This is a genomic window from Streptomyces sp. A5-4 (assembly GCF_051131715.1).
In the GTDB taxonomy this organism is placed as follows: domain Bacteria; phylum Actinomycetota; class Actinomycetes; order Streptomycetales; family Streptomycetaceae; genus Streptomyces.
This window is the reverse complement of record NZ_CP178591.1, coordinates 4,773,913-4,797,916: the sequence shown is the minus strand read 5'-3', so window position 1 is coordinate 4,797,916 and position 24,004 is coordinate 4,773,913. Positions and strand designations below refer to the sequence as shown.

21 protein-coding genes are annotated in these 24,004 nt (G+C 70.4%); 8 read left to right on the top strand and 13 right to left on the bottom strand.

Annotated elements, in window-relative coordinates; translation table 11 throughout:
- Window positions 1-12: 12 nt before the first annotated feature.
- The 4 genes from ACLLJJ_RS22335 (at window position 13) to cseC (ending at window position 3,293) form a co-directional block, all read left to right on the top strand.
- Window positions 13-570, top strand: coding sequence for a SigE family RNA polymerase sigma factor (locus ACLLJJ_RS22335; protein WP_434594374.1), 558 nt, complete (start codon window positions 13-15; stop codon window positions 568-570).
- Entirely contained in the window at window positions 558-1,220 is a 663-nt protein-coding gene (locus ACLLJJ_RS22330) for a hypothetical protein (protein ID WP_434594371.1), read from the top strand. The genes ACLLJJ_RS22335 and ACLLJJ_RS22330 overlap by 13 nt, the downstream gene beginning before the upstream one ends.
- A gap of 11 nt (window positions 1,221-1,231) precedes the next feature.
- Window positions 1,232-1,933 carry a two-component system response regulator CseB gene (cseB, locus tag ACLLJJ_RS22325; protein ID WP_434594368.1) on the top strand — a complete coding sequence of 234 codons (702 nt, stop codon included), beginning with the start codon at window positions 1,232-1,234 and terminating at the stop codon, window positions 1,931-1,933.
- A 67-nt stretch (window positions 1,934-2,000) separates the two neighbouring features.
- Entirely contained in the window at window positions 2,001-3,293 is a 1,293-nt protein-coding gene (gene cseC / locus ACLLJJ_RS22320) for a two-component system sensor histidine kinase CseC (protein WP_434594365.1), read from the top strand.
- Between the two features lie 157 nt (window positions 3,294-3,450).
- Here cseC and ACLLJJ_RS22315 read toward each other — a convergent pair whose 3' ends face one another.
- Window positions 3,451-5,097 (bottom strand): MDR family MFS transporter, encoded by a 1,647-nt coding sequence (locus ACLLJJ_RS22315; protein ID WP_434594363.1) that lies wholly within the window; start codon window positions 5,095-5,097, stop codon window positions 3,451-3,453.
- Between the two features lie 134 nt (window positions 5,098-5,231).
- Here ACLLJJ_RS22315 and ACLLJJ_RS22310 point away from each other — a divergent pair, with 134 nt between their 5' ends.
- A complete protein-coding gene (locus tag ACLLJJ_RS22310; protein ID WP_434594361.1) occupies window positions 5,232-5,816 on the top strand; it encodes a TetR/AcrR family transcriptional regulator in 585 nt (194 codons plus the stop codon).
- 16 nt (window positions 5,817-5,832) lie between these two features.
- On the opposite strand, the gene ACLLJJ_RS22305 is transcribed toward ACLLJJ_RS22310, so the two are convergent.
- Window positions 5,833-6,501: a M23 family metallopeptidase gene (locus ACLLJJ_RS22305; protein ID WP_434594358.1), complete on the bottom strand. Its 669-nt coding sequence runs from the start codon at window positions 6,499-6,501 to the stop codon at window positions 5,833-5,835.
- Window positions 6,502-6,924: 423 nt separating this feature from the next.
- On the opposite strand from ACLLJJ_RS22305, the gene ACLLJJ_RS22300 reads away from it, so the two are divergent.
- Both ACLLJJ_RS22300 and dacB read left to right on the top strand, forming a co-directional pair.
- Window positions 6,925-10,215, top strand: a complete 3,291-nt coding sequence (locus ACLLJJ_RS22300; RefSeq protein WP_434594356.1) for an NACHT domain-containing protein — start codon at window positions 6,925-6,927, stop codon at window positions 10,213-10,215.
- Window positions 10,216-10,285: 70 nt separating this feature from the next.
- The gene (gene dacB, locus ACLLJJ_RS22295; protein ID WP_434594354.1) at window positions 10,286-11,899 is read left to right on the top strand and encodes a D-alanyl-D-alanine carboxypeptidase/D-alanyl-D-alanine endopeptidase; all 1,614 of its coding nucleotides are present in this window, start codon (window positions 10,286-10,288) and stop codon (window positions 11,897-11,899) included.
- Window positions 11,900-11,995: 96 nt separating this feature from the next.
- Here the strand turns inward: dacB and ACLLJJ_RS22290 are convergent, their stop codons facing one another.
- Entirely contained in the window at window positions 11,996-14,524 is a 2,529-nt protein-coding gene (locus ACLLJJ_RS22290) for an ATP-dependent Clp protease ATP-binding subunit (RefSeq protein WP_434594351.1), read from the bottom strand.
- A 449-nt stretch (window positions 14,525-14,973) separates the two neighbouring features.
- On the opposite strand from ACLLJJ_RS22290, the gene ACLLJJ_RS22285 reads away from it, so the two are divergent.
- Window positions 14,974-15,576: an SCO3374 family protein gene (locus ACLLJJ_RS22285; RefSeq protein WP_434594349.1), complete on the top strand. Its 603-nt coding sequence runs from the start codon at window positions 14,974-14,976 to the stop codon at window positions 15,574-15,576.
- On the opposite strand, the gene ACLLJJ_RS22280 is transcribed toward ACLLJJ_RS22285, so the two are convergent.
- The 10 genes from ACLLJJ_RS22280 to ACLLJJ_RS22235 form a co-directional block, all read right to left on the bottom strand.
- The gene (locus ACLLJJ_RS22280) at window positions 15,555-15,890 is read right to left on the bottom strand and encodes a histone-like nucleoid-structuring protein Lsr2 (protein WP_283522167.1); all 336 of its coding nucleotides are present in this window, start codon (window positions 15,888-15,890) and stop codon (window positions 15,555-15,557) included. The genes ACLLJJ_RS22285 and ACLLJJ_RS22280 overlap by 22 nt on opposite strands.
- A 144-nt stretch (window positions 15,891-16,034) precedes the next feature.
- A complete protein-coding gene (locus ACLLJJ_RS22275) occupies window positions 16,035-16,577 on the bottom strand; it encodes an amino-acid N-acetyltransferase (RefSeq protein ID WP_434594346.1) in 543 nt (180 codons plus the stop codon).
- 9 nt (window positions 16,578-16,586) lie between these two features.
- Entirely contained in the window at window positions 16,587-17,099 is a 513-nt protein-coding gene (locus tag ACLLJJ_RS22270) for a BlaI/MecI/CopY family transcriptional regulator (protein ID WP_434594345.1), read from the bottom strand.
- A gap of 120 nt (window positions 17,100-17,219) precedes the next feature.
- The gene (locus ACLLJJ_RS22265; RefSeq protein ID WP_434594343.1) at window positions 17,220-17,405 is read right to left on the bottom strand and encodes a hypothetical protein; all 186 of its coding nucleotides are present in this window, start codon (window positions 17,403-17,405) and stop codon (window positions 17,220-17,222) included.
- Window positions 17,406-17,667: 262 nt separating this feature from the next.
- The gene (locus tag ACLLJJ_RS22260) at window positions 17,668-18,222 is read right to left on the bottom strand and encodes a hypothetical protein (RefSeq protein WP_434600484.1); all 555 of its coding nucleotides are present in this window, start codon (window positions 18,220-18,222) and stop codon (window positions 17,668-17,670) included.
- Window positions 18,223-18,384: 162 nt separating this feature from the next.
- Window positions 18,385-19,191: a type III pantothenate kinase gene (locus ACLLJJ_RS22255; protein ID WP_283522171.1), complete on the bottom strand. Its 807-nt coding sequence runs from the start codon at window positions 19,189-19,191 to the stop codon at window positions 18,385-18,387.
- A gap of 3 nt (window positions 19,192-19,194) precedes the next feature.
- Window positions 19,195-20,214, bottom strand: coding sequence for a carboxylating nicotinate-nucleotide diphosphorylase (nadC, locus tag ACLLJJ_RS22250; RefSeq protein ID WP_434594341.1), 1,020 nt, complete (start codon window positions 20,212-20,214; stop codon window positions 19,195-19,197).
- A 34-nt stretch (window positions 20,215-20,248) separates the two neighbouring features.
- Window positions 20,249-21,976, bottom strand: coding sequence for an L-aspartate oxidase (locus tag ACLLJJ_RS22245; RefSeq protein WP_434594338.1), 1,728 nt, complete (start codon window positions 21,974-21,976; stop codon window positions 20,249-20,251).
- Window positions 21,973-22,971 carry a pantoate--beta-alanine ligase gene (gene panC, locus ACLLJJ_RS22240; RefSeq protein ID WP_434594335.1) on the bottom strand — a complete coding sequence of 333 codons (999 nt, stop codon included), beginning with the start codon at window positions 22,969-22,971 and terminating at the stop codon, window positions 21,973-21,975. The genes ACLLJJ_RS22245 and panC overlap by 4 nt, the downstream gene beginning before the upstream one ends.
- Complete coding sequence (locus ACLLJJ_RS22235; protein ID WP_434594334.1) at window positions 22,968-23,933, bottom strand: Rossmann-like and DUF2520 domain-containing protein; 966 nt, start codon at window positions 23,931-23,933, stop codon at window positions 22,968-22,970. The genes panC and ACLLJJ_RS22235 overlap by 4 nt, the downstream gene beginning before the upstream one ends.
- Between the last annotated feature and the right edge of the window lie 71 nt (window positions 23,934-24,004).

The window sequence follows — 24,004 nt, the reverse complement described above, 5'->3', positions numbered from 1 at the left end:
AGGCGGTTCTGAATGGCGCACGGCGAGGTGCTCGAGTTCGAAGAGTACGTACGCACCCGGCAGGAGGCCCTGCTGCGGAGCGCCAGGCGGCTCGTCCCCGACCCGGTCGACGCCCAGGACCTCCTCCAGACCGCGCTGGTGCGCACGTACGGCCGCTGGGACGGCATCGCGGACAAGTCCCTGGCCGACGCGTACCTGCGCCGCGTCATGATCAACACGCGTACCGAGTGGTGGCGTGCCCGCAAGCTCGAAGAGGTTCCGACCGAGCAGCTGCCCGACGCCAGCGTCGAGGACGGCACCGAGCAGCGCGCGAACCGCGCACTGCTGATGGACATACTCGGTGTGCTGGCACCCAAGCAGCGCAGCGTGGTCGTGCTGCGACACTGGGAGCAGATGAGCACCGAGGAGACGGCCACGGCTCTCGGAATGTCAGCAGGTACGGTCAAGAGCACCCTGCACCGGGCACTCGCCCGGCTGCGGCAGGAGCTGGAGAGCCGTGAGCTGGACGCGCGCGTCTTCGAGCACTCGGGGCACGGTGACGGACGGGGGCGGGAGCGGTGCGCGGCCTAGCGAAGCGCGGCAGGTGCACATGGGCGGCGAGTGGCACGGCTCTGGCCGGCCTCGCCGTCGTCGGCCTGTTCGCCGTCTCATGTGATGCGGGCGGTACGGGCACGCGCGACGCGGGTCCGGCCCGCACCGACGCGGTCGCCCGCGCGACACCGTCCGACAGCGCGACCACGCCTCCGGCGGCCAAGCGGGTGAACCCGGTGGCGCTGCTCCAGGAGGACCCGAAGGTCAGCGAGACGGTCAAGCGCGACCTGAAGCCCTGCGTGAAGGACGAGTACCCGGTCGACACGTCGTACGGGAAGCTCACCGGCAGCACCGACAACGACGTCGTGGTGAATGTGATGACGTGCGGGGATGCCGTGGGCATCGGTACCTATGTGTATCGCGCGCGGGGCAATTCCTACGAGAATGTCTTCGCGGCCGAGGCCCCCGCCGTCTACGCGGAGATCGACCGCGGTGATCTGGTCCTGACCAAGCCGGTCTACGGGAAGAACGACCCGATGGCGTATCCGTCGGGCGAAGAAGTGATCACGTACCGCTGGTCGGGGAACAAGTTCACCGTGCACGACCAGGTGCACAACGACTTCAGCCGCGCGGTGGGCGGGGACGGCGACGGATCCGCCGAGCAGCCGACCGTCCCGACGGAGAACTGAGAGAGCAGCGGATGGCCGAGACCCATGTCCTGTTCGTGGAGGACGACGATGTCATCCGCGAAGCCACCCAGCTCGCGCTGGAGCGCGACGGCTTCGTGGTCACCGCGATGCCCGACGGGCTGTCCGGCCTCGAAGCCTTCCGCAGCAACCAGCCCGACATCGCACTGCTCGATGTGATGGTGCCCGGCATCGACGGCGTGAGCCTGTGCCGGCGCATCCGCGACGAGTCGACGGTGCCGGTGATCATGCTGTCGGCGCGGGCCGACTCGATCGATGTCGTGCTCGGCCTGGAGGCCGGCGCCGACGACTACGTGACGAAGCCCTTCGACGGTGCGGTGCTGGTCGCCCGCATCCGCGCGGTGCTGCGCCGCTTCGGGCACGCGGGCGGCCCGGCCGGCGGCCCCGAGGGCGGCCTCGGGCCCGACGGCGGGCTGCTCGTCTTCGGCGACCTGGAGGTCGACACGGAGGGCATGGAGGTCCGCAAGGACGGCGAGCCGGTCGGCCTGACGCCGACGGAGATGCGGCTGCTGCTCGAATTCTCCTCCGCGCCCGGCACGGTCCTGTCGCGGGACCAACTCCTTGAGCGGGTCTGGGACTACGGGTGGGGCGGCGACACCCGGGTGGTGGACGTGCACGTCCAGCGGCTTCGCACCAAGATCGGCCAGGACCGCATCGAGACGGTCCGCGGCTTCGGATACAAGTTGAAGGCATGAGCCACCACGCCCTGCCGGCCCCGGGCGTCGGCGCCTTTCGCGCCTCTTGTACGGAACGGGAATCCGCATGAGGCGCTTCGCCCTGCGCACCGGCGTCCGCTGGAAGATCAGCATCGCCATCGCCGGCGTCGGCGCGCTCATCGCGATCGCCCTGAGCCTGGTCGTGCACAACGCGGCGCGCGTCTCGATGCTCGACAACGCCCGCGACGTCCAGGTCGAGCGCCTGCAATTCGCCCAGCGCTGGTACGAGTCCGCGCGGGAGCCCAGGTTCGGCACAAAGCTCAACGATCCCGCGCTGCCGCCGGAGCTCAAGGCGAGCACCGAGCGGGGCCGCCGCGCCACCCATGTCGCGGAGGGCCCGAACGGCGTGCCCGACGTCTGGGCAGCCGCCCCTCTCGGCAACGGTGACGTGCTGTCCCTGCACACCTCGTTCACCGACCGCTCCACCGCGATCATGGAGGACCTGGACCGCGCCCTGGTCATCGGCTCGGTCTCGGTCGTCTTCGGCGGCTGCGCCCTGGGTGTGCTGATCGGCGGCCAGCTGTCCCGGCGGCTGCGCAAGGCGGCCACCGCGGCCGGCAAGGTCGCCCAGGGCAATGCGGACGTACGGGTGCGGGACGCCATCGGCGGTCTCGTACGGGACGAGACCGATGAGCTCGCGCGCGCCGTCGACGCCATGACCGACGCACTCCAGGAGCGCCTCGAAGCGGAGCGCCGGGTCACCGCGGACATCGCGCACGAGCTGCGCACCCCGGTGACCGGGCTGCTCACCGCCGCCGAGCTGCTGCCGCCCGGCCGCCCCACCGAGCTCGTACGGGACCGGGCGCAGGCCATGCGGACGCTGGTCGAGGACGTGCTGGAGGTGGCGCGGCTCGACAGTGCTTCGGAGCGGGCCGAGCTGCAGGAGATCGCGCTCGGCGAGTTCGTCGGCCGCCGGGTCAGGCTCCTCCACCCGGACGCGGTGGTGCGGGTGGTCCACGAGTCCTGGGTGAGCACCGACCCCCGCCGCCTGGAGCGCATCCTCGGCAATCTCCTGGGCAACGCCGCCAAGCACGGCAAGGCGCCGTTCGAGGTCACCGTCGAGGGCCGGGTGGTGCGGGTGCGCGACCACGGGCCCGGTTTCCCCGAGGCACTGCTCAAGGAGGGGCCGAGCCGGTTCCGCACGGGCAGCAGCGACCGGGCGGGCCGCGGCCACGGCCTCGGCCTGACGATCGCGGCCGGGCAGGCCCGTGTCCTGGGCGCACGGCTGACCTTCCGCAACGCGCATCAGAACGGCGGGGCCATCGCGGTGCTGTGGCTCCCCGAGCACGCACCGACCACGACCGGCAGCTACCCGATCGTGCGGCTGCCCACCAAGTAGCCCGTCACCCGCGGAGCCGGCGCTGCGCGGCGCCCTCGCCACCCGGTCCGCCCGGCGGCTCGACTCCGTACCGGAGCACACCACGGAAAAACGGCCCCCGGTACGTACACCGGAGGCCGTTGATCAAGGTGACGTGTCATCGCGTCACCGCGGTGGGTCAGGCGTTTTCCTTCGCCAGCTGCCGGCCATGAACCGCACCGGCGGCTTCGCCGGAGACGGTGGCCTCGGCCGGGCCGACCGGGTCCGCGCCCGGGCCGTCGGCCTGCTGCGGGCCCGCGCCGCGCAGCGGCACCTCCTGGACGAAGAAGGCCGCCACGAATCCGATCACCGCGATCGACCCGCCCAGCAGGAACGCGGCATGCGTGCCCGACGCCACCGCGAACTGGTACGCCTCACGCGCCACCTCCGGCAGCTTCGCCAGGCTCGCCGCGTCGAGCTGGGCCGACTGCTGGGTGACGCCCGCGCCGCCCCGCTCGGCCATCGTGTCCTGCACCCGGCTGGTGAAGAGCGCGCCCATGATCGAGACGCCGAAGGAGCTGCCGAGCGTACGGAAGAGGGTCGCGGAGGACGAGGCGACGCCCATGTCCTTCATGTCCACGCTGTTCTGCGCGACCAGCATCGTGATCTGCATCAGGAAGCCCATGCCGGCGCCGAGCACCGCCATGTAGATGCCCGAGGTCAGCCGCGAGGTATCGGTGTCCATCTGCGCGAGCAGGAACAGTCCGGCGACCATCAGACCGCCGCCCATGATCGGGAAGATCTTGTACTTGCCGCTGTTGGTGGTGACGCGGCCCGAGATCAGCGAGACGACCATCATCGACAGCAGCATCGGCAGCAGCAGCAGGCCGGAGTTGGTCGCCGACGCCCCCTGCACGGACTGCTGGAACAGCGGCAGGAAGAGGACCGCGCCGAACATCACGAAGCCGGTCAGGAAGCCGATCACCGACATCAGCGTGAAGTTGCGGTTGCGGAAGATGTGCAGCGGCATGATCGGCTCGGCCGCCTTCGTCTCCACGAAGAGGAAGCCGACGATGGAGGCGACGCCGATCGCGATGAGCTCCATGATGATGGCCGACGACCAGGCGTACTCCGTACCGCCCCAGGTCGTGACGAGAACGATCGCCGTGATGCCCACGGTCAGCAGCGCGGCGCCCAGGTAGTCGATCTTCGCAGTGGAACGTTCCTTCTTGGGCAGGTGCAGCACCGCCGTGACCATCACCAGGGCGACCGCGCCCAGCGGCAGGTTGATGTAGAAGCTCCAGCGCCAGCCCAGGTGATCGGTGATGGTGCCGCCGACCAGCGGTCCGCCGATCATGGCGAGTGCCATCACGCCGGCCATCATGCCCTGGTATTTGCCGCGCTCCCGCGGCGGAATCAGGTCACCGATGATCGCCATGACGCCGACCATCAGGCCACCCGCGCCGAGGCCCTGGACGGCACGGAAGCCGATCAGCTGCCCCATGTCCTGGGCCATTCCGCTGAGCACGGAGCCGATCAGGAAGACGACGATCGAGATGAGGAAGATGCTCTTGCGCCCGTAGAGGTCACCGAGCTTTCCCCAGATCGGCGTCGAGGCCGCGGTCGCCAGGGTGTACGAGGTGACGACCCAGGCCAGGTGCTCCAGGCCTCCCAGCTCGCCGACGATGGTCGGCATCGCGGTGCCGATGATCATGTTGTCCAGCATCGCGAGCAGCATCGCGATCATCAGCGCCATCAGCACCACGCGCACACTGCGCGGCTGGCGAACCGCTCCGGCCGCCTTCGCCCCCGCCGCTTTCACGTTCTTGTCCTTCTTGTCCTTCATTGGTTCTTCCTTCGCCCCGCGCCCCATGTACTCCACTCCCCTGTTACTTACTTGCCGCCCGACAAGCTGACTACACTGGGGAAAAGTAGCCCCGTAACTAGCCGGGCGTCAAGTAAGTTTCTGGGAGTACGTCGATGAGCAGCACCCACCAGCCGCGTCGGAGCAATACGCGTCAGCGCATCCAGGACGTCGCCATGGAACTCTTCGCCGAGCAGGGCTACGAGAAGACCTCACTGCGTGAGATCGCGGAGAAGCTCGATGTCACGAAGGCGGCGCTGTACTACCACTTCAAGACCAAGGAAGACATCATCGTCAGCCTCTTCCAGGACCTGACCCGGCCCATGGACGAGCTGATCGAGTGGGCGCAGGGGCAGCCGCACTCCCTGGTCACGAAGAAGGAGATCCTGACCCGCTACAGCCGGTCCCTCGCCGCCGCCGCCCCGCTGTTCCGCTTCATGCAGGAGAACCAGGCGACGATGCGCGACCTGAGCATCGGCCAGACGTTCAAGGAGCGGATGCTGGAGATGCTCGACCTGGTCAAGGAGCCGGACTCGGCGCTCAAGGACCAGGTCCGCTGCATCAGCGCGCTCTTCACGATGCACGCCGGAATGTTCGTCCTCAAGGACGTCGAAGGCGACCCCGAGGAGAAGCGCTTGGCCGTCCTGGAGGTCGCCATCGATCTGGTGAGTCAGGCGCACGGGCACGCACGCACGCACTGAAGAGCTGAGGCGCCGCTCAGACGCTGACGCCCTCCGAGCGGAGGTAGGTCACCGGGTTGATCGCCGTGCCGTAGTTCGGCGTCGTGCGGATCTCGAAGTGCAGGTGCGGCCCGCTGGAGTTTCCGGTGTTGCCGGAGAGCGCGATGCGCTGACCCGTCTTGACCTTCTGCCCGGGGTGCACGTCGACCTTCGACAGGTGGGCGTACTGCGAGTACGTGTTGTTGTCGTGCTTGACCACGATCGCGTTCCCGTAGGCCGGGCCGTCGCCGGCCCCGTTCGGCCCGGACTTCACGACGGTCCCACCGTGCACGACCTCGACCGGGGTGCCGATCTTCACCGCGAAGTCCTGCCCGGAGTGCTTGCTGGCCCACATGCCGCCGCCCTTGCCGTACGTGGCACTGAGCGAGTAGTGGTCGACCGGCTGGCCCCAGGCGGCGGGAGACTTCTTGGCAGCCGCCTTCTTGGCAGCCGCCGCCTTCTTGGCAGCCGCCTTCTTGGCGCCCGCGGCGGCCTTGGCCTGGGCATCGGCCTGCTTGGAGACGGAGGAGGCGGCCGATCCCTCGGCGGCGAACGCCGTCCCCGTCGCCCCGAGCACCATCGTCGCCCCGAGCCCGGCGGCCATCAGGGCTGCACGGGTACGGACGGACGACGAGCCGGCAAGGGAGAAGATGTCGCGCTTCGGCATGCGGAAGAAACCTCCGGAGATAGGGGCGAACCCGGCGACCGCCGAGCTGCCTCACCTTGGTAACCCGCACCCCCGCCCGGCCTCAAACCGCCCATCTACTAACCCGAGCCGTAGTTGTGGCGGCAGCAATCCGACCCTTGACGGCTGCCGATGCGTTCTGCTGGGGCATTCGAAATGAAGGCTCTCGTCATGGTTTAACCCCACACCAGAGTCAAGCGAATCGGGCATAAACCCAGGTTCCGCACCCCTTACGCACCTTGGGCCGAAGGTCCCGTCGGCCGCCACCCGGAAGTCCTTCGCCCGGCTCGCAACACGCCCACTATTCCCCTTCGTAGGCATCGGAAGGCCTGTGCGCCTTGTCACCGCCGCACCCCTCGATACGCTGATCCATCGGACGGCGCAGGCCTCAGGGGGAGACGGCACGTGGAACCGGCAACCATCGGCGCGAGGCTCGTATCGGGCGCCGTAGCACCGCTGATCAAAAAGCTCTTCGTGGCCGAGGGGCCGGGCGCGGGCCTGGTGGACAAGCCGATCCGGCTGGCCGGATACGTCTCCTTCAAGGGCGAGAAGCGCACCCTCACCCGCAGCGACCTGCGCAAGCTCGCCGCGGAGCTGGTCAAGCAGGCCCTGCGTGCGGGCGAGCGGCCAGTACCGGCAGGTGAGGACGCGGCGGTGATCGACGCCCTGACCGCCACGCTGAACGCCGTCGGGGGCCTCGCCCTCAGCGATGTGGAGGCCGTGCAGCTGGGCCACACCGCCCTGGCCCGCGAGCTGCGGCGGGCGAGCGGCGGGCCCGAGCGGCACCTGTCGGCGGACGCGACGTACTTCTACGAGCGCCTGCTCGACACCACCTGCCTGCACATCCTGAACTTCTTCACCCAGCGCTCGACCTTCGTCGCCGCGACGCTCGTCACGCAGAGCCGCCGCCAGGGCGAGCTGATCGCGAAGGTGGACGCACTGATCGCGCGGAACCCGCTGCCGGGGGCGGAGGACGTGGCCTTCGAGCAGCGCTACCTGGCGCACGTCGCGAAGAAGCACAGCAAGCTGACCATCTTCGGCATCGACCTGAGCAACTCCCCGGGGAAGTGGCCACTAGACGCGGCGTATCTGAGTCTGGAGGCGACGGGGGGCGCCGGGCAGCCGGGCACGGAGGCGGAGACCGGATTCCGTATGACCCAGCTCACCGAAGCGGAGCGGGCCCGATTCCTGGTCACGGCCTCCCGCCCGACCACCACCGACGAACGCGCCTGGGCGCGGCTCGAACGGCGCGTCGCCGAAGCCCGGACCGCCTTCGAGAACCGCCCCGCCGACCAGGCCCTGGCCACCCACGAGCGCGTCTTGCTGCTCGGCGAGGCCGGGTCGGGGAAGAGCACGCTCGTCCAGTGGCTCGCGGTCTCCGCCGCCCGCCAGGACCTCGACGACCGCATGGCGTACCTCTACGACCGCGTCCCCTTCGTCCTGCCCCTGCGCACGCTCACCCGCCACGGAGAGCGCCTGCCCGCCCCGAAGGACTTCCTGTCCGCCGTCGACTCCCCGCTCGCCGGGGAGCAGCCCGCCGGCTGGGAGGCCCGGGTGCTCGCGGCCGGCCGCGGCCTGGTCCTGGTCGACGGCATCGACGAGATCCCCGACCCCGAACGCTCCCGCACGCGCGCGTGGCTCGGCGAACTCATCGACACCTACCCCGGCAACCGCTGGCTGGTCACCTCCCGCCCCTCGGCCGTACGGGAGGACTGGCTCGGCGACGAGGACTTCACCGAGCTGACGCTGACCCCGATGCGCCCGGCCGATGTGGCGGCCTTCATCGAGCGCTGGCACACGGCCGCGCGCACCGGCTCCGACGAGGACGACAAGGCTCTGGCGGCGTACGAGCGCCAACTCCTCGCCGCGGTACGGGCGAAGCCCGATCTCGGCCGCCTCGCCACCAGCCCCCTGCTGTGCGGCCTGATCTGCGCCCTGCACCGGGACCGCCGCGGCTTCCTGCCCCTGGGCCGCAAGGACCTCTACACCGCCGCCCTCTCGATGCTGCTCGTACGCCGCGACCGCGAGAGGCACATGGGCGTCCCGGACCTGCGCGAGGAGCCCCAACTCCAGCTGCTGCAAAGGCTCGCGTACTGGCTGATCCGCAACGGCCGCGCCGCCATGGACCGTTCACGGGCCGAGCGCATCATCACGGACGCCCTGCCGGCCGTTCCGGAGCTCGCCGCGCTGGGCGACGCGAAGGCGGTCTTCGACCACTTCCTGCAACGCAGCGGTCTCCTGCGCGAACCGGCCCCCGGCACCGTCGACTTCATCCACCGCACCTTCCAGGACTTCCTCGGCGCCCGGGCCGTGGTCGACGAGGGCGACTTCGGGGTGCTGGTCGCGCACGCGGCGGACGACCAGTGGGCCGACGTGATCCGCATGTCGGTCGCCCACGCCAGGCCGCGCGAGCGTGCGGAGTTCTTCACCGACCTGCTCGCATGCGGCGACGCGCACCCGGACGCCATGGCCAGTGCCCGCGTCCACCTGCTGGCCGCGGCCTGCCTGGAGCATGCCGCCGAACTCGACCCACTCGTGCGTCGGGCGGTCGAACAGCGGGCCGCGGCCCTGATCCCGCCGCGCAGCACCGAAGCGGCCCGCGCCCTCGCGGCGGCCGGGCCGATGATCCTGGACCTGCTGCCGGGCCCGGAAGCCCTGGATTCCGCCGGCGCCCACGATGTCGTCGTCGCCGCGTCCCATGTGGCCTCCGACCTCGCGATCCCGTTCCTCGCGCGATTCTGCGGATACCCGTCGCAGCTGGTCCGGGCCCAACTCATCTGGTCCTGGGCCCGGTTCGACACCAACGCCTACGCCGAAGAGGTCATCGCCCGGATCGACCCCACGGGCCTGTACTTCACCGCTTCGACGGACGAACAGCTCGCGGCCCTGGGCGCACTCGGCACCCGGCCGATGCTCGACGCGATGGGCGATCTGTCCGCGCGAGCCCTGCGCGCGTACACCGCCGTGGCCTCGCTCACCCATGTCCGCGTCCGCGACAACACGCTCCTGACGGATGTGTCGTTCCTCCGCGGTCAGGACCACGTCCACGACCTGTCCATCACCGGCTGCCCCCGGCTCACCGATCTGACCGGGCTTGTCGGGCTGCCCCTGCGCGCGCTCACCGTGGATCTGACCGCCGACACCGACACCGGCGCTCTGGCGGCGCTGGAGGACCTGGAGTCCCTCAGTCTCGACGGCGCCGGAATCGACTGGTCCATGGCCGACCTCCCTCCGGGCGCCCCCTTGCAGATCCTCGACCTGAGCCAACTGGCGGGGCCGTCCCGCGGCCTTCGCGGGCTCGACAGGTACGGCGAGCTGCTAGCCCTCCACCTCGGTCCCGATCGCGGTCCACAGGCACCGGCGGACTGGGCGACGATCGGCCGCCTGCCCCGGCTGTCCGTCCTGGAAGTCACCGGAGACTCGCTTCTCGCCGCTCCCCGTTCGCTGTCGGTCCCCGCCGTCACGCGCCTCATCCTCCCGGGCAGCGTCTCCTCGGCCGCGCTCGAAAGGATTCCCGGCCTCTTTCCCGGCCTCACCAACGTGCGAATCGGCTCGGCCCCGCCGGAGTCCGACCTCTCGCCGATGGCGGCCCTGCCACTGCTCCGGGAAATCCACTTCGTACGCGGACCCCAGTCGGTCCGGGGCCTCGACCGCCTCCCCGAGCGCATCGCGGTGCACGGGTGCGAAACCGGCTGACGCACGAAACCACCTGACCCGCCGCCCGCCTCCTTCCCCCGGCCACCCCCGTCCGGGATGCTCCTGTGCCATGAGCAGACCCGTGAGCAGACCGCGTACGCGTCTCACCCGTTCCCGTCCCCGCTCTCGTTCCCGTGCCTGGATCTGGCCCGTCTCCATCGGGCTCGCCTGCACGCTCACCTGGAGCTCACCCGCCGGCGCCGGGCCCTCCGACATCGGCATCAAGGGCGCCATCGACACGATCCTCACCGACCCCCGCCTGGACGGCGGGGCCGCGAGTGTCGTCGTCGCCGACGCCACCACCGGCGCGACCCTCTACCGGCGCGACGGCGCCGACCGTCTGATGCCCGCGTCCAACACCAAGCTGCTCACCTCCACCGCGGCCATGGCCCTCCTCGGCCCCGACTACCGCTACCGCACGGACGCCCTCTCCACCGGCAGCCGCCACGGCTCCGTCCTGCGCGGCGACCTCTACCTCCGCGGCACCGGCGACCCCACGACCCTCGCCAAGGACTACGACCGGCTCGCCGCCGATGTGGCCCGGTCGGGCATCAAGCGCGTCACCGGCCGTCTCGTCGCCGACGACACCCGTTTCGACACCCAGCGCCTCGGCCGCTCCTGGGCCGCCGATGACGAGTCCGCGTACTACTCGGCGCAGATCTCCGCGCTCACCGTCGCCCCCGACACCGACTACGACGCCGGCACGGTCATCGTCGAGGCCGCGCCCGGCGCCGCGCCCGGCGCCCGCCCGAGGCTGACACTGACTCCGCGCACCAGCTACGTGGACCTCGACAACCGTGCCACCACGGCTCCCGCCGGTGGGCCCAGCACTCTGCTGATCGAGCGCCGGCACGGCTCCAACACCATCACCGTGACCGGAGGGATCCCCGTCGGCGCGGGCACCACCAAGGAGTGGGTCAGCGTCCGGGAGCCCACCGGATACGCCGCCGAGGTCTTCACCGACGCCCTCGCCGCCCACGGCGTACGCATCACCGGGCCCACCCGTCTCGGCCGTCCCACTCCTCCGGCGGCGCGCACCCTCGCCACGCACAGCTCCATGCCGCTCAAGGAGCTGATGCACCCGTTCATGAAGCTGTCCAACAACATGCACGCCGAGGCGCTCACCAAGACCCTCGGCCACGAGACGACGGGCGTCGGCAGCTGGGCGGCCGGGCTGGCCGCCATCACCACCCATCTCGACAAGGAGGGCGTCGACCCGGCCACGCTCCGCCAGGTCGACGGCTCCGGGCTGTCCCGGATGAACAACATCCCCGCCGGGCAGCTCGCCCAGCTGCTGCTGTCGGTGCGTGACGCACCCTGGTACGCCGACTGGCGCGCGTCCCTGCCGGTCGCCTGCGCCCCGGACCGCCTCGTCGGCGGCACCCTCCGCACCCGGCTGTGCGGCACCCCCGCCGCCCTGAACGCGCGGGCCAAGACCGGCTCCCTGACGGGCGCCTCGGCCCTGTCCGGGTACGTCACGGACGCGGACGGGCGCGAGCTGGTCTTCAGCATCGTCCTCAACAACCACCTGGCCGCGTCGGTGAAGAGCATCGAGGACGCGATCGTGGTGACCCTCGCCTCGTCCGGTGAGGACGACACCAGGCTGGTACGCCCCCGGCCCGACCGCGCCGCGACCCCCGCCGCCGACCTCGAATGCAGCTGGCGCAAGCCCGCCGTCTGCTGACGCCGCGGGCCGCGGCACACGCCGAAGGGGCGGCTCCGGGACCATTGCTGGTTCCGGAGCCGTCCCTTCAGGTACTCACCTGTGCTCGGGCGCGGGTCAGACGTCCTTCGTCATGTTCGGGCCGGCGGTGCCGCCCGCCGCGGACTCGATCGGGGGGACGTCGGGCAGAGCCGACTTCTCCTCGCCGCGGAAGGTGAACTTCTTCGCGTCACCCTCACCCTCGGTTCCGACGACCACGATGTGACCGGGACGCAGCTCACCGAAGAGGATCTTCTCGGAGAGGATGTCCTCGATCTCCCGCTGGATCGTCCGGCGCAGCGGCCGGGCGCCCATGACCGGGTCGTAGCCCTTCTTCGCAAGCAGCGACTTGGCTTCCGAGCTGAGCTCGATACCCATGTCGCGGTCCTTGAGCCGCTCATCCACCTTGTCGAGCATGAGGTCGACGATCTGGATGATGTCTTCCTCGGTCAGCTGGTGGAAGACGACCGTGTCATCGACACGGTTGAGGAACTCGGGCCGGAAGTGCTGCTTGAGCTCTTCGTTGACCTTGTTCTTCATTCGCTCGTAGTTCGTCTTCGTGTCGCCCTGGGCCGCGAAGCCCAGGTTGAACCCCTTGGAGATGTCCCGGGTCCCGAGGTTGGTCGTCATGATGATGACCGTGTTCTTGAAGTCCACGACGCGGCCCTGGGAGTCGGTCAGACGACCGTCCTCCAGGATCTGCAGAAGGGAATTGAAGATATCGGGGTGGGCCTTCTCGACCTCGTCGAAGAGGACGACCGAGAACGGCTTCCGGCGCACCTTCTCGGTGAGCTGGCCACCCTCTTCGTAACCCACGTAACCGGGGGGAGAACCGAAGAGACGGGAAACCGTGTGCTTCTCGCTGAACTCCGACATGTCGAGGGAGATCAGTGCGTCCTCGTCGCCGAAGAGGAATTCGGCGAGCGTCTTGGAGAGCTCGGTCTTACCGACACCGGACGGGCCGGCGAAGATGAACGAGCCACCGGGGCGCTTCGGGTCCTTCAGGCCTGCTCGCGTACGGCGGATCGCCTGCGAGAGGGCCTTGATGGCGTCCTTCTGGCCGATGACGCGCTTGTGGAGCTCGTCCTCCATGCGCAACAGGCGCGAGGACTCCTCCTCGGTGAGCTTGAAGACCGGGATGCCCGTGGCCGTGGCCAGCACCTCGGCGATCAGCTCGCCGTCGACCTCGGCGACGACGTCCATGTCGCCGGCCTTCCATTCCTTCTCGCGCTTGGCCTTGGCCGCAAGGAGCTGCTTCTCCTTGTCGCGCAGCGAAGCCGCCTTCTCGAAGTCCTGCGAGTCGATCGCGGACTCCTTGTCCCGGCGGACATTCGCGATCTTCTCGTCGAACTCGCGGAGGTCCGGCGGTGCGGTCATCCGGCGGATGCGCATCCGGGAGCCCGCTTCGTCGATCAGGTCGATCGCCTTGTCGGGAAGGAAGCGGTCGGAGATGTAACGGTCGGCGAGCGTCGCGGCCTGGACCAGCGCTTCGTCCGTGATGGACACGCGGTGGTGGGCCTCGTAACGGTCGCGCAGGCCCTTGAGGATCTCGATCGTGTGGGAGAGGGAAGGCTCTGCCACCTGGATCGGCTGGAAACGGCGCTCCAGCGCCGCGTCCTTCTCAAGGTGCTTGCGGTACTCGTCGAGCGTCGTCGCACCGATGGTCTGAAGCTCACCACGCGCCAGCATGGGCTTCAGGATCGAGGCCGCATCGATCGCGCCCTCGGCGGCGCCCGCACCCACCAGGGTGTGGAGCTCGTCGATGAACAGGACGATGTCGCCGCGGGTGCGAATCTCCTTCAGGACCTTCTTCAGGCGCTCCTCGAAGTCACCGCGGTAGCGGGATCCGGCGACGAGCGCGCCGAGGTCGAGGGTGTAGAGGTGCTTGTCCTTGAGGGTCTCGGGCACCTCACCCTTGACGATGGCCTGCGCCAGTCCCTCGACGACCGCCGTCTTTCCGACGCCGGGCTCGCCGATGAGAACCGGGTTGTTCTTCGTACGGCGCGAAAGCACCTGCATGACCCGCTCGATCTCCTTCTCGCGCCCGATGACCGGGTCGAGCTTGGATTCGCGAGCTGCCTGCGTCAGGTTGCGGCCGAACTGGTCCAGGACGAGAGAGGTCGAGGGCGTGCCCTCGGCCGGACCGCCTGCGGTGGCGGCCTCCTTGCCCTGGTAACCGGAGAGCAGCTGGATGACCTGCTGCCGCACCCGGTTCAGATCGGCGCCCAGCTTCACGAGGACCTGGGCTGCGACGCCCTCGCCCTCGCGGATCAGGCCGAGCAGGATGTGCTCGGTGCCGATGTAGTTGTGGCCGAGCTGAAGGGCCTCGCGGAGCGAAAGCTCCAGGACCTTCTTGGCACGGGGAGTGAAGGGGATGTGGCCGGAAGGGGCCTGCTGCCCCTGCCCGATGATCTCCTCCACCTGCTGGCGGACCGCCTCGAGCGAAATCCCGAGGCTCTCCAGTGCCTTAGCGGCGACACCCTCACCCTCGTGGATAAGGCCCAGGAGGATGTGCTCGGTGCCGATGTAGTTGTGGTTGAGCATCCGGGCTTCTTCCTGAGCCAGGACGACAACCCGCCGCGCGCGGTCGGTGAACCTCTCGAACATCGTTAATCGCTCCTCAGAGCGGTCAGGCAGTGAGAGGGGTCGGTCCCCTCCCTGTCCTTCCGCATGCTAGTCCCGTGGGACGGGACAGCTCATTCCAACTGCCGACATCCGTCCGGATCCGCCGCCTGCGCGAGGAATCCTCTGCCGAACAGCCGACAACTGCTCCAACTTGATGGTGCGAGACGATGTTCCCGCAGGCCAAGCAGATACCCGTGCATCCAGTACGCCGATGGCGAACGTGAGACGCCTCGACCGGCGTGTCGCCCCTTCCCACTAGGAATGTCTTACCCGCAAGGACTGACACTCCATGCGGCGCGCGCCGGTTCCCTCCGCTACGGGCGAACACCCTTGCGCCGCCGAACGCCTCCGCACGCCCCTTGGGCATCAACAGAACGCGTTCACTCGGGGACAGAGCGTAACCCCGGGGCGTTTCGGCAGTTGGCCCGGACATGACGTCCACCGTTCCGCTCCCGCGCACACCGCTGCCGCTCGAAGACGCGGACGGCACTGCTCGATGGTACGAAAACGAGCTCGGCTGGGCGGTCGCCGGAGCCAGGCCGGTGCATCTGCTGACGGGGCTGCGCTTCGACGTACTGGAGCTGCCGGCCGACGCGGGTTTGGCGGTACTGCGGCGCTGCGGGGCACAGCTGGGGCCGGTCGCCCTCATGGGGCAGCGCATGCGCCTGCTGGTCGCGGCAGGCAGTGCGGAGGAGCTGCCGGGGCTGCTCGACTGGCTTGAATGGGGCGGTGTGGCCCTCGAACTGCGCGCCCTCGGCGCGGGCGGGCGGATGACCGCCCCTGCCCCGTCCGGACGGGCGGGCCCACAGGGGGCCGCCGTGTGGCTGCGACCCCCCGAGCCGGGGCACGAGGTGGAACCGACACTGCCGGCCTTCGCGGGTCTCGGGTGCCGCGGGGACGCACCCGATCTCGTACGACTCGTGGGCGCGGCGGCAACGGAATGCCACCGGGCCCGGTTGTTGCGTGCGGCCGTGCATTACCGGGGGTCATCCCCCGGATCCGCAGCGACTTCTCAGCCGTTGGCCTTCTCATAAGCTTCACGAATGTCGGCGGGGACGCGACCGCGGTCATTCACGTTGTAACCGTTGGCCTTGGCCCACTTACGGATCTCGGCGGTGTTCTGGTTGCCACCGGCGGTCGCGCGCGTCTTGCCGCGACCCGAGGAAGCCCTGCCACCAGTGCGACGGCCGCTCTTGGTGTACGGGTCGAGCAGACCGCGCAGCTTGTCCGCGTTGGCCGTAGTGAGGTCGATCTCGTACGTCTTGCCGTCGAGAGCGAACGTCACCGTCTCGTCGGCCTCGACGCCGTCGAGGTCGTCAACAAGAAGGACCTGAACCTTCTGTGCCACCGGATTTCCTTTCATCGAAAATGCAGTACGCGGAAAGGAAACCGCTTTTCCCTGGAAAACACAAACCCCCGGTCGAGGTTCAGTACCTCAAGAACACGGGAAACGTGCGCGTTTCGGACATAGGGTTCCGGCGTCTTCTGGCGATCACAGGTGCAGAAGCATCCGACTGTTGCCCAAGGTGTTCGGCTTCACCCGTTCGAGACCCAGGAACTCCGCCACACCCTCGTCATAGGAACGCAGCAGCTCACTGTAGACATCTCCGTCAACCGGTGCCTCACCGATCTCCACGAAGCCGTGCTTGATGAAGAACTCGACTTCGAAGGTGAGGCAGAAAACCTTCCGAACACCGAGCCATCGGGCGGTCTGCAGCAGCTTGTCCAGCACTTGATGCCCGACTCCCGCGCCCTTGAAGTGCGGATCCACCGCGAGAGTTCGTACTTCGGCGAGGTCTTCCCACATGACATGCAGAGCCCCGCAGCCGACCACAGTGGCATCCTCGTCGCGTTCCGCGACCCAGAACTCCTGGATGTCCTCGTAAAGCGTGACGTTCGCTTTGTCGAGCAGGATCCGCTTCTGTGCGTACGTGTCCACGAGGCTGCGGACGGATGGCACATCACTGGTCCTCGCCCGGCGGACGGTGATGGCTTTTTCGGCGGCATTGGGAAGCGCGGGAAGCTCGGTGGACATACGGCGACGCTATCTCCCCGCGCCGTCCGCGTTCTCGGCGCCCTCCGTGCCCTCAGTTGTGCCCCGCGCGTCCTCCGCGGGCTCATCCACGGGCAGATCAGTGGGCCCGTCCGGGGGCCTCTCGGCGCGCTCAACGGGATCGGCGGGGTCCTCCGTGGGGCCGTCGCCCTGAACGACGCGCATGGCATCCCGCAGGGCGACACGCTGCTCCGTCGACATCATGCCGAAGAAGGCGACCAGGGCCGCGGCGGGGCTGTCACTCTGCGACCAGGCTTCGTTCATCAGTGCGGCCGAGTAGGCGGCCCGAGTGGAGACCGACGTATATCGATAGGCGCGGCCGTCGACTTCCCTGCGCACCCAGCCCTTCTGATGGAGATTGTCCATTACGGTCATCACGGTGGTGTAGGCGATGGACCGTTCCTTCTGAAGGTCCTCAAGGACTTCCCGGACAGTCACCGGGCGGTTCCACTGCCACACGCGCGTCATGACCGCGTCTTCCAGGTCTCCCAATTGGCGGGGCACAGCGCCACCATAGTGGGAGATAAGGGTTGCGGCCGGGTATTTGCGCAGCGAAAAGGGCGTACGGCTCGCAGTGAGCTGTACGCCCTCGGAAAACGCGGGGCCGGGCAGTTGGGCCGCAGGTCAGGCTTCGCCGGCCCTGGGGGCCTTGGCCTGCTGCGCGGACTCGGCGCGGACGATGGCGGCGTCCACGGCCGCGTCCTCCTTGCCCTTGTTGGAGCCACCCTGTGTCTTGATGATCGTCATGACCAGGGCGATGAAGAATGCGGCCATCACTACCGGGGGCAGGAGCGCGGAGACGTAGTCCATGCCGTCCAGAGTAGCTAACGACCTCGGGGGCCATGGAGTGTGGATCAACGAGCGGCGTCATGCGGCTTCGCATCCAAGGCGGAGGAGGGAGGCGACGCGGAGCGTCGTCGACCGACGACAACGCCGGAGGCGGAGTCGCAGGGCGTCGGGAGCCCACGGCCATGGTCCCCGAGGTCGTAAGGGCTGTCCGGTGATCCTTGGCGGGCGCTCGACGACGGCTACCGCGCCTCGCCCATCCACCAGGCGACTACGGGGCCGGGCCTTATCCGGCGGCCCATTCTTCCGGCGGGGGGACGGGCCGGCGGCGGGGTGGGAAGACCTCGGAGGGCTTGGGCATCGGGCGGCCCGGGACTCGGTCCGGCACCGGCTCCTTGGGGCGCGGCTCATCGGCTGCGCGTCCGCCGGGCAGCGCGAGCAGCCGGGTGCGCGGGGCCGGGGCGACGCTGCGGCCGGCCAGCCGGGCCCGCAGCGACAGCTCGGCGACCACCTGGCAGCGACGCAGCAGCGCGAGGCCCACCGGGAGGTGGCGCAGCGTGCGCAGCGCCACCAGGTCGTCGGGGACGGGCTGGTACCCGGCGGCCAGGGCGTCCTGGAGCAGCTCCAGGTAGCCCGGGGCGGCGGCCGGGAGCGCGGCGCGGTAGCGGGCGAGGTCGGCGAGGAGGAACGCGCGCAGCCTGCCGGCCTCGCTGACCGCCTCGTCCACGGAACCGGCGAGGCGCAGGACGTCCTGGACATCCTCGTCGGACAGCGGGGTGGGATGGAGGGCGGTGGCGAGGGCGCGTCGGAGCACTCGCAGCTCGGCTGCGCTGAACGCCATGCCGCCGCGGGATCCGTATGGCGTGGGCATGAGGTGACGATAAGCGCCAAAAGGACAAAATCTGCTTAAGGGATGTATGGCGGCGCGGCGGGCAGGGGGGCGCGCGCCCCTGCCCGCCGCGGGCCCCCGGTGTCACGCCACTTGGCCGGGGGCCGCCGGCCGCTACATGCGGGCCATGTTCCGTTCGTACACCAGGCGCAGGCCGATCAGGGTCAGCCACGGCTCGTGCTCGTCGATGACCGAGGCCTCGCCGAGGATGATCGGGGCGAGGCCGCCCGTCGCGATGACGGTGACGTCGTCCGGGTCGCCCGTCGGGCCGGTCAGCTCGCGTGCCATGCGGGTGACCACGCCGTCGACCTGGCCGGCGAATCCGTACACGATGCCGGACTGCATGGCCTCGACCGTGTTCTTGCCGATCACGCTGCGCGGCCTGGCCAGTTCGATCTTGCGGAGCTGGGCGCCCTTGACGCCGAGCGCCTCGACGGAGATCTCGATGCCGGGCGCGATGACCCCGCCCGCGTACTCGCCGCGCGCCGACACGGCGTCGAACGTCGTCGCCGTGCCGAAGTCGACGACGATGGCCGGGCCGCCGTACAGCTCGACCGCCGCGACCGCGTTGATGATGCGGTCGGCGCCGACCTCCTTGGGGTTGTCCATGAGGATCGGCACGCCCGTCTTGATGCCCGGCTCGACGAGCACGGCCGGTACGTCGCCGTAGTAGCGGCGGGTCACCTCGCGCAGCTCGTGCAGGACGGACGGGACGGTGGAGCAGATCGCGATGCCCTCGATGCCGTCGCCCAGTTCGTCGCCGAGGAGTGGGTGCATACCCATCAAACCCTGGAGGAGTACGGCGAGTTCGTCGGCGGTGCGACGGGCGTCGGTGGAGATCCGCCAGTGCTCGATGATCTCCTCGCCGTCGAACAGGCCCAGGACGGTGTGAGTGTTGCCGACGTCGATGGTGAGCAGCATGGGTTACTTCGCCTCGGCATTCGGCTCGGCGTTCGGCGCGCGGAGGTCGAGGCCGATGTCGAGGATCGGGGCGGAGTGGGTGAGCGCGCCCACGGCGAGGTAGTCGACGCCGGTCTCCGCGTACGCGCGTGCCGTGTCGAGGGTGAGCCGGCCGGAGGACTCCAGGGTGGCGCGGCCGGCCACCAGGGCGACGGCCTCGGCGGTCTCGGCCGGGGTGAAGTTGTCCAGGAGGATCAAGTCGGCGCCCGCCTCCAGGACTTCGGTGACCTGGGCGAGTGTGTCGACCTCGACCTCCACCGGGACGTCGGGGAAGCGGGTGCGTACGAGCTTGAACGCCTCGGCCACACCGCCCGCCGCCACCACATGGTTGTCCTTGACGAGCGCGGCGTCGGAGAGCGACATCCGGTGGTTGGCGCCGCCGCCGCAGCGGACCGCGAACTTCTCCAGGGCGCGCAGCCCCGGGGTCGTCTTGCGGGTATCGCGGACCTTGGCCTTCGTACCGTCGAGAACGTCCGCCCACGCGCGCGTGGCCGTCGCGATGCCCGACAGGCGGCACAGCAGGTTGAGGGCGCTGCGCTCGCCGGTGAGAAGGTCGGCGGTGCGGGTGGTGACGCTGATCAGCTTCTGGCCGGGCTCGACGCGGTCGCCGTCCTCGACGTGCCGCTCGACCTCGAACTCGTCCGTGCAGACGATGGAGAGGACCGCCTCCGCGACCCGCAGCCCGGCGACGACGCCGGCTTCGCGGGCGGTGAAGTCGCCGGTCGCGACGGCGTCGTCGGGGACGGTCGCGACGGTCGTCACGTCCGGCCCGTCCGCGAGGTCCTCGGCGAGGGCGACATTGGCGATGTCCTCGACCTGCAGAGGGTCGAGGCCGGCGTCGACGAGAAGCTGGGCGAGGTCGGGGTCCAGGCCGCACTCGACGGAGTCGAGCTCGTACGTGTCCTCACCGCCGCAGCCGCAGGAGTCGCCGCAGCCGCCTGACGCGGCGGTCGGCAGGAGCTGGGGGTTGTCGGGCGTGCTCACGGTTACTGCTCCTTCTGGTTCGTACGGGCCGGGTTCATGCGGGGTGGGTCACTGCGCGGCCGACGGGCGGGAACGCGGCGGATTCGGTACGCCGTACGACGAGGTGGCGGTCGGAGGTCAGGCGTACGACGAGGTGGCGGCGCCAGTCCGCGTCGTCGCGGTCCGGGTGGTCCTCGCGCCAGTGGCAGCCGCGGGTCTCCTCGCGCTCACGGGCCGCGGCGACGAGGACGCGCGAGACGAGGAGGAGATTGGTGACCTCCCACGCCTCGACGCCGGGCTCGGCGTCCTTGGTGTCCGCGGCGGACTCCGGGCGCGGGGTGTGCTCCGCGTCGTACACCGCGCTCAGGTAGAGAGCCTCCAGCGCGTCCGCCGCGTTGTCGAGGCTCGCGGCCGAGCGGAGCACGCCCGCGCCCGCCGTCATGATCCGCTGGATGTCGATGCGGGTGGCGGGGTCCAGGAGGGGGCCGGAGACCTCGGCGCTCTCCACGGCGGTGGCCGCGGGGGTCCCGGGGCGGGCCGCGATGTCCTCCGCGATGCGCTCGGCGAAGACCAGGCCCTCCAGGAGGGAGTTGGACGCCAGCCGGTTCGCGCCGTGGACGCCTGTGCAGGCGACCTCGCCGCACGCGTACAGGCCCGGGACCGACGTACGGCCGCGGAGGTCCGTGCGGACGCCGCCGGAGGCGTAGTGCGCGGCCGGGGCGACCGGGATGAGCTCGGTCACCGGGTCGATGTGGTGGGCGCGGCAGGCCGCCAGGATGGTGGGGAAGCGCGAAGCCCACATCTCGGCGCCGAAGTGCCGGGCGTCCAGGTACATGTGCTCGGTGCCCTGTTCCCGGATGCGGCGCATGATCGCCTTGGCGACGATGTCGCGGGGCGCGAGCTCGGCCAGCTCGTGCTGCCCGAGCATGAAGCGCACGCCGTCCGCGTCGACCAGGTGGGCACCCTCGCCGCGTACCGCCTCGGAGACCAGCGGCTGCTGGCCCTCCGCGTCCGCGCCGAGGAAGAGCACCGTCGGGTGGAACTGGACGAATTCGAGGTCGGAGACCTCCGCGCCCGCGCGCAGCGCCAGGGCCACGCCGTCGCCCGTCGAGACTGACGGGTTGGTGGTGGCGGAGAAGACCTGGCCCATGCCGCCGGTGGCGAGGACGACGGCCGGGGCCCGGACGGCGCCGACGCCGTCGTGCTGGCCCTCGCCCATGACGTGCAGGGTGACGCCCGCGGTGTTGCCGTCGGGGTCCTTCAACAGGTCCAGGACCAGCGCGTTCTCGATCGTACGCAGCGAGGCGTCCTGGACGGCTTCGACGAGCGCCCGGGAGATCTCGGCACCCGTCGCGTCACCGCCCGCGTGCGCGATGCGGCGCCGGTGGTGGCCGCCCTCGCGGGTGAGCTGGATGACGCCCGACTCGGGGTCGGTGTCGAAGAGGGCGCCGGTTTCGATCAGGCGGCGCACGGCGTCCGGGCCCTCGGTCACCAGGGCCCGGACGGCGTCCTCGTCGCACAGGCCGGCGCCCGCGACGAGGGTGTCGTCGAGGTGCTGCTCGGGGGTGTCGCCGTCGCCCAGGGCCGCGGCTATCCCGCCCTGCGCCCAGCGCGTGGAGCCGTCGTCCAGCCGGGCCTTGGTGACGACGACGGTACGAAGGCCCGCCGTGGCGCAGCGCAGCGCGGCCGTCAGGCCCGCGACGCCGGAGCCGACGACCACGACGTCGGCCTCGATGGACCAGCCGGGGGCGGGGGCGTTCAGCCGTATACCGGTGCGGGTCATGCCGGGGCTCCGAAGGTCAGCGGGATGTTGTCGATCAGCCGGGTGGTACCGGACCTGGCGGCCACGGCGAGGACCGCGTCCCCGAGGTGGCCGTCAGGCACCTCGGTGAAGTCGGACGGGTCGACCAGGGCCACGTAGTCGAGGGCGAGCGGCGGGTCCAGCCGCGCCGCTCGGTCCAGGACGGCGCGGGCCGCCGCGCGTACGGCGGTGGGGACGCTCGGGAAGCTCCCCTCCGCGACGGCGTACACGTCGGCCGCCGCGGGCTCCGCGCCGCCGGCCGTGAGCGCGGTGGCACGCGCGCGTGGCGGTACGGACTGGGCCTGTGCGCGCGCGTGCGGGGTCTGTCGGGCGGCGAGCAGGTCGCGGCCGGCGAACAGCGCGCGGGAGAGCGCGAGCGCGGTACGGCGCTCGGCGGGTGCGAGGAAACGGTTGCGGCTGGACAGGGCCAAGCCGTCCGCCTCGCGCACGGTCGGTACGCCGACGATCTCCACCGGGAAGTTGAGGTCACGGGTCATCCGGCGGATCAGGGCGAGCTGCTGGGCGTCCTTCTGTCCGTACAGCGCGATGTCGGGCCGGGTGAGGTGCAGCAGCTTCGCGACGACCGTGAGCATGCCGTCGAAGTGGCCGGGGCGGGACGCCCCTTCGAGGCGCTCGCCCATGGGTCCCGCGGCGATACGGATCCGCGGTTCGCCGCCGGGATAGACCTCGTCGACGGACGGCGCGAAGACCGCGTCCGCGCCCGCCTCGGCGGCGACGGCGAGATCGGCGTCGAGGGTGCGGGGGTAGCGGTCGAGGTCCTCGCCCGCGCCGAACTGGAGCGGGTTGACGAAGACGGTGACCACCACGGAGCCACCGGGGCCGGCGTGCTCCCTGGCGGCGCGCACCAGCGAGGCGTGCCCTTCGTGCAGGGCGCCCATGGTCATGACGACGGCACGCGGTCCGGTGCGCGCGAGGGCGTGCAGTTCGGCCGCGGTACGGACGAGGCGGGTGGTCATCGGTCGTCCCCCTCGGCGCCGCTCGCGCCCTTCGCTCCGCCGGCCGTGTTCGCCCCGTCCGACAGGACGTCCAGCAGGTCCTCCGCCAGCTCCGGCTTGAGCATGCCGTACGCCAGGGCGCGGTCGGCGGTCGTGCGGGCCATCGCCAGATATCCGGCGACGGTCTGCGGCGCGTGCTTGCGCAGCTCGGAGATATGCACCGCGACGGTGCCGGCGTCGCCGCGCGCGACGGGTCCGGTGAGTGCGCCGTCGCCGGAGCGCAGGGCGTTGTCGAGGGCGGCGCCGAGCAGCGGTCCGAGCATCCGGGCGGGGGCTTCCACGCCCGCGGTGCGCAGCAGCTCCATGGACTGGGCGACCAGGGTGACCAGGTGGTTCGCGCCGAGCGCCAGGGCCGCGTGGTAGAGCGGGCGGGCCTCCTCGGCGATCCACTCGGGCTCGCCGCCCATCTCGATGACCAGGGCTTCCGCGGCGAGCCGCAGCTGCTCGGGCGCGGTGACGCCGAAGGAGCAGCCGGCCAGCCGCTGGACGTCCACGGAGGTGCCGGTGAACGTCATGGCGGGGTGCAGCGCGAGCGGGAGCGCGCCGGCGCGCAGGGCGGGCCCGAGCACACCGGTCCCGTACCGGCCCGACGTGTGCACGAGAAGCTGTCCGGGGCGGATCGCGCCGGTCTCCGCCAGCCCCTCGACCAGGCCGGGCAGGGCGTCGTCGGGGACCGTCAGCAGCACCAGGTCGGCACGGGCGAGGACCTCGGCGGGAGGGACGAGTGGGACGTCGGGCAGCAGCGTCGCGGCTCTGCGGACGGAGGCGTCCGAGACGCCGGACACGGCGACGGGACGGTGCCCGGCGAGCCGCAGCGCGGCGGCGAGGGCGGGGCCCACCCGGCCTGCTCCGACGACGCCGACCGCGAGGCGGGCGGGGCGGTCCCTGGCGTCCAGGGACTCGTGTGGTGCGTTCACGTTCACGCGGGGACGGCCTTCCGTTCCAGTCCGCGGGGGGGGACCGGACGATTTCTCGTCATGCTACGCCAGCGTTT

Excerpts from the sequence above, each read along its gene's own strand:
- ACLLJJ_RS22335 (WP_434594374.1), top strand. The coding sequence starts at position 13 with ATGGCGCACGGCGAGGTGCTCGAGTTCGAAGAGTACGTACGCACCCGG.
- cseB (WP_434594368.1), top strand. The coding sequence starts at position 1,232 with ATGGCCGAGACCCATGTCCTGTTCGTGGAGGACGACGATGTCATCCGC.
- cseC (WP_434594365.1), top strand. The coding sequence starts at position 2,001 with ATGAGGCGCTTCGCCCTGCGCACCGGCGTCCGCTGGAAGATCAGCATC.
- ACLLJJ_RS22315 (WP_434594363.1), bottom strand. The coding sequence starts at position 5,097 with ATGAAGGACAAGAAGGACAAGAACGTGAAAGCGGCGGGGGCGAAGGCG.
- ACLLJJ_RS22310 (WP_434594361.1), top strand. The coding sequence starts at position 5,232 with ATGAGCAGCACCCACCAGCCGCGTCGGAGCAATACGCGTCAGCGCATC.
- ACLLJJ_RS22305 (WP_434594358.1), bottom strand. The coding sequence starts at position 6,501 with ATGCCGAAGCGCGACATCTTCTCCCTTGCCGGCTCGTCGTCCGTCCGT.
- dacB (WP_434594354.1), top strand. The coding sequence starts at position 10,286 with ATGAGCAGACCCGTGAGCAGACCGCGTACGCGTCTCACCCGTTCCCGT.
- ACLLJJ_RS22290 (WP_434594351.1), bottom strand. The coding sequence starts at position 14,524 with ATGTTCGAGAGGTTCACCGACCGCGCGCGGCGGGTTGTCGTCCTGGCT.
- ACLLJJ_RS22285 (WP_434594349.1), top strand. The coding sequence starts at position 14,974 with ATGACGTCCACCGTTCCGCTCCCGCGCACACCGCTGCCGCTCGAAGAC.
- ACLLJJ_RS22275 (WP_434594346.1), bottom strand. The coding sequence starts at position 16,577 with ATGTCCACCGAGCTTCCCGCGCTTCCCAATGCCGCCGAAAAAGCCATC.
- ACLLJJ_RS22265 (WP_434594343.1), bottom strand. The coding sequence starts at position 17,405 with ATGGACTACGTCTCCGCGCTCCTGCCCCCGGTAGTGATGGCCGCATTC.
- ACLLJJ_RS22260 (WP_434600484.1), bottom strand. The coding sequence starts at position 18,222 with ATGGCGTTCAGCGCAGCCGAGCTGCGAGTGCTCCGACGCGCCCTCGCC.
- ACLLJJ_RS22255 (WP_283522171.1), bottom strand. The coding sequence starts at position 19,191 with ATGCTGCTCACCATCGACGTCGGCAACACTCACACCGTCCTGGGCCTG.
- ACLLJJ_RS22245 (WP_434594338.1), bottom strand. The coding sequence starts at position 21,976 with ATGACCCGCACCGGTATACGGCTGAACGCCCCCGCCCCCGGCTGGTCC.
- panC (WP_434594335.1), bottom strand. The coding sequence starts at position 22,971 with ATGACCACCCGCCTCGTCCGTACCGCGGCCGAACTGCACGCCCTCGCG.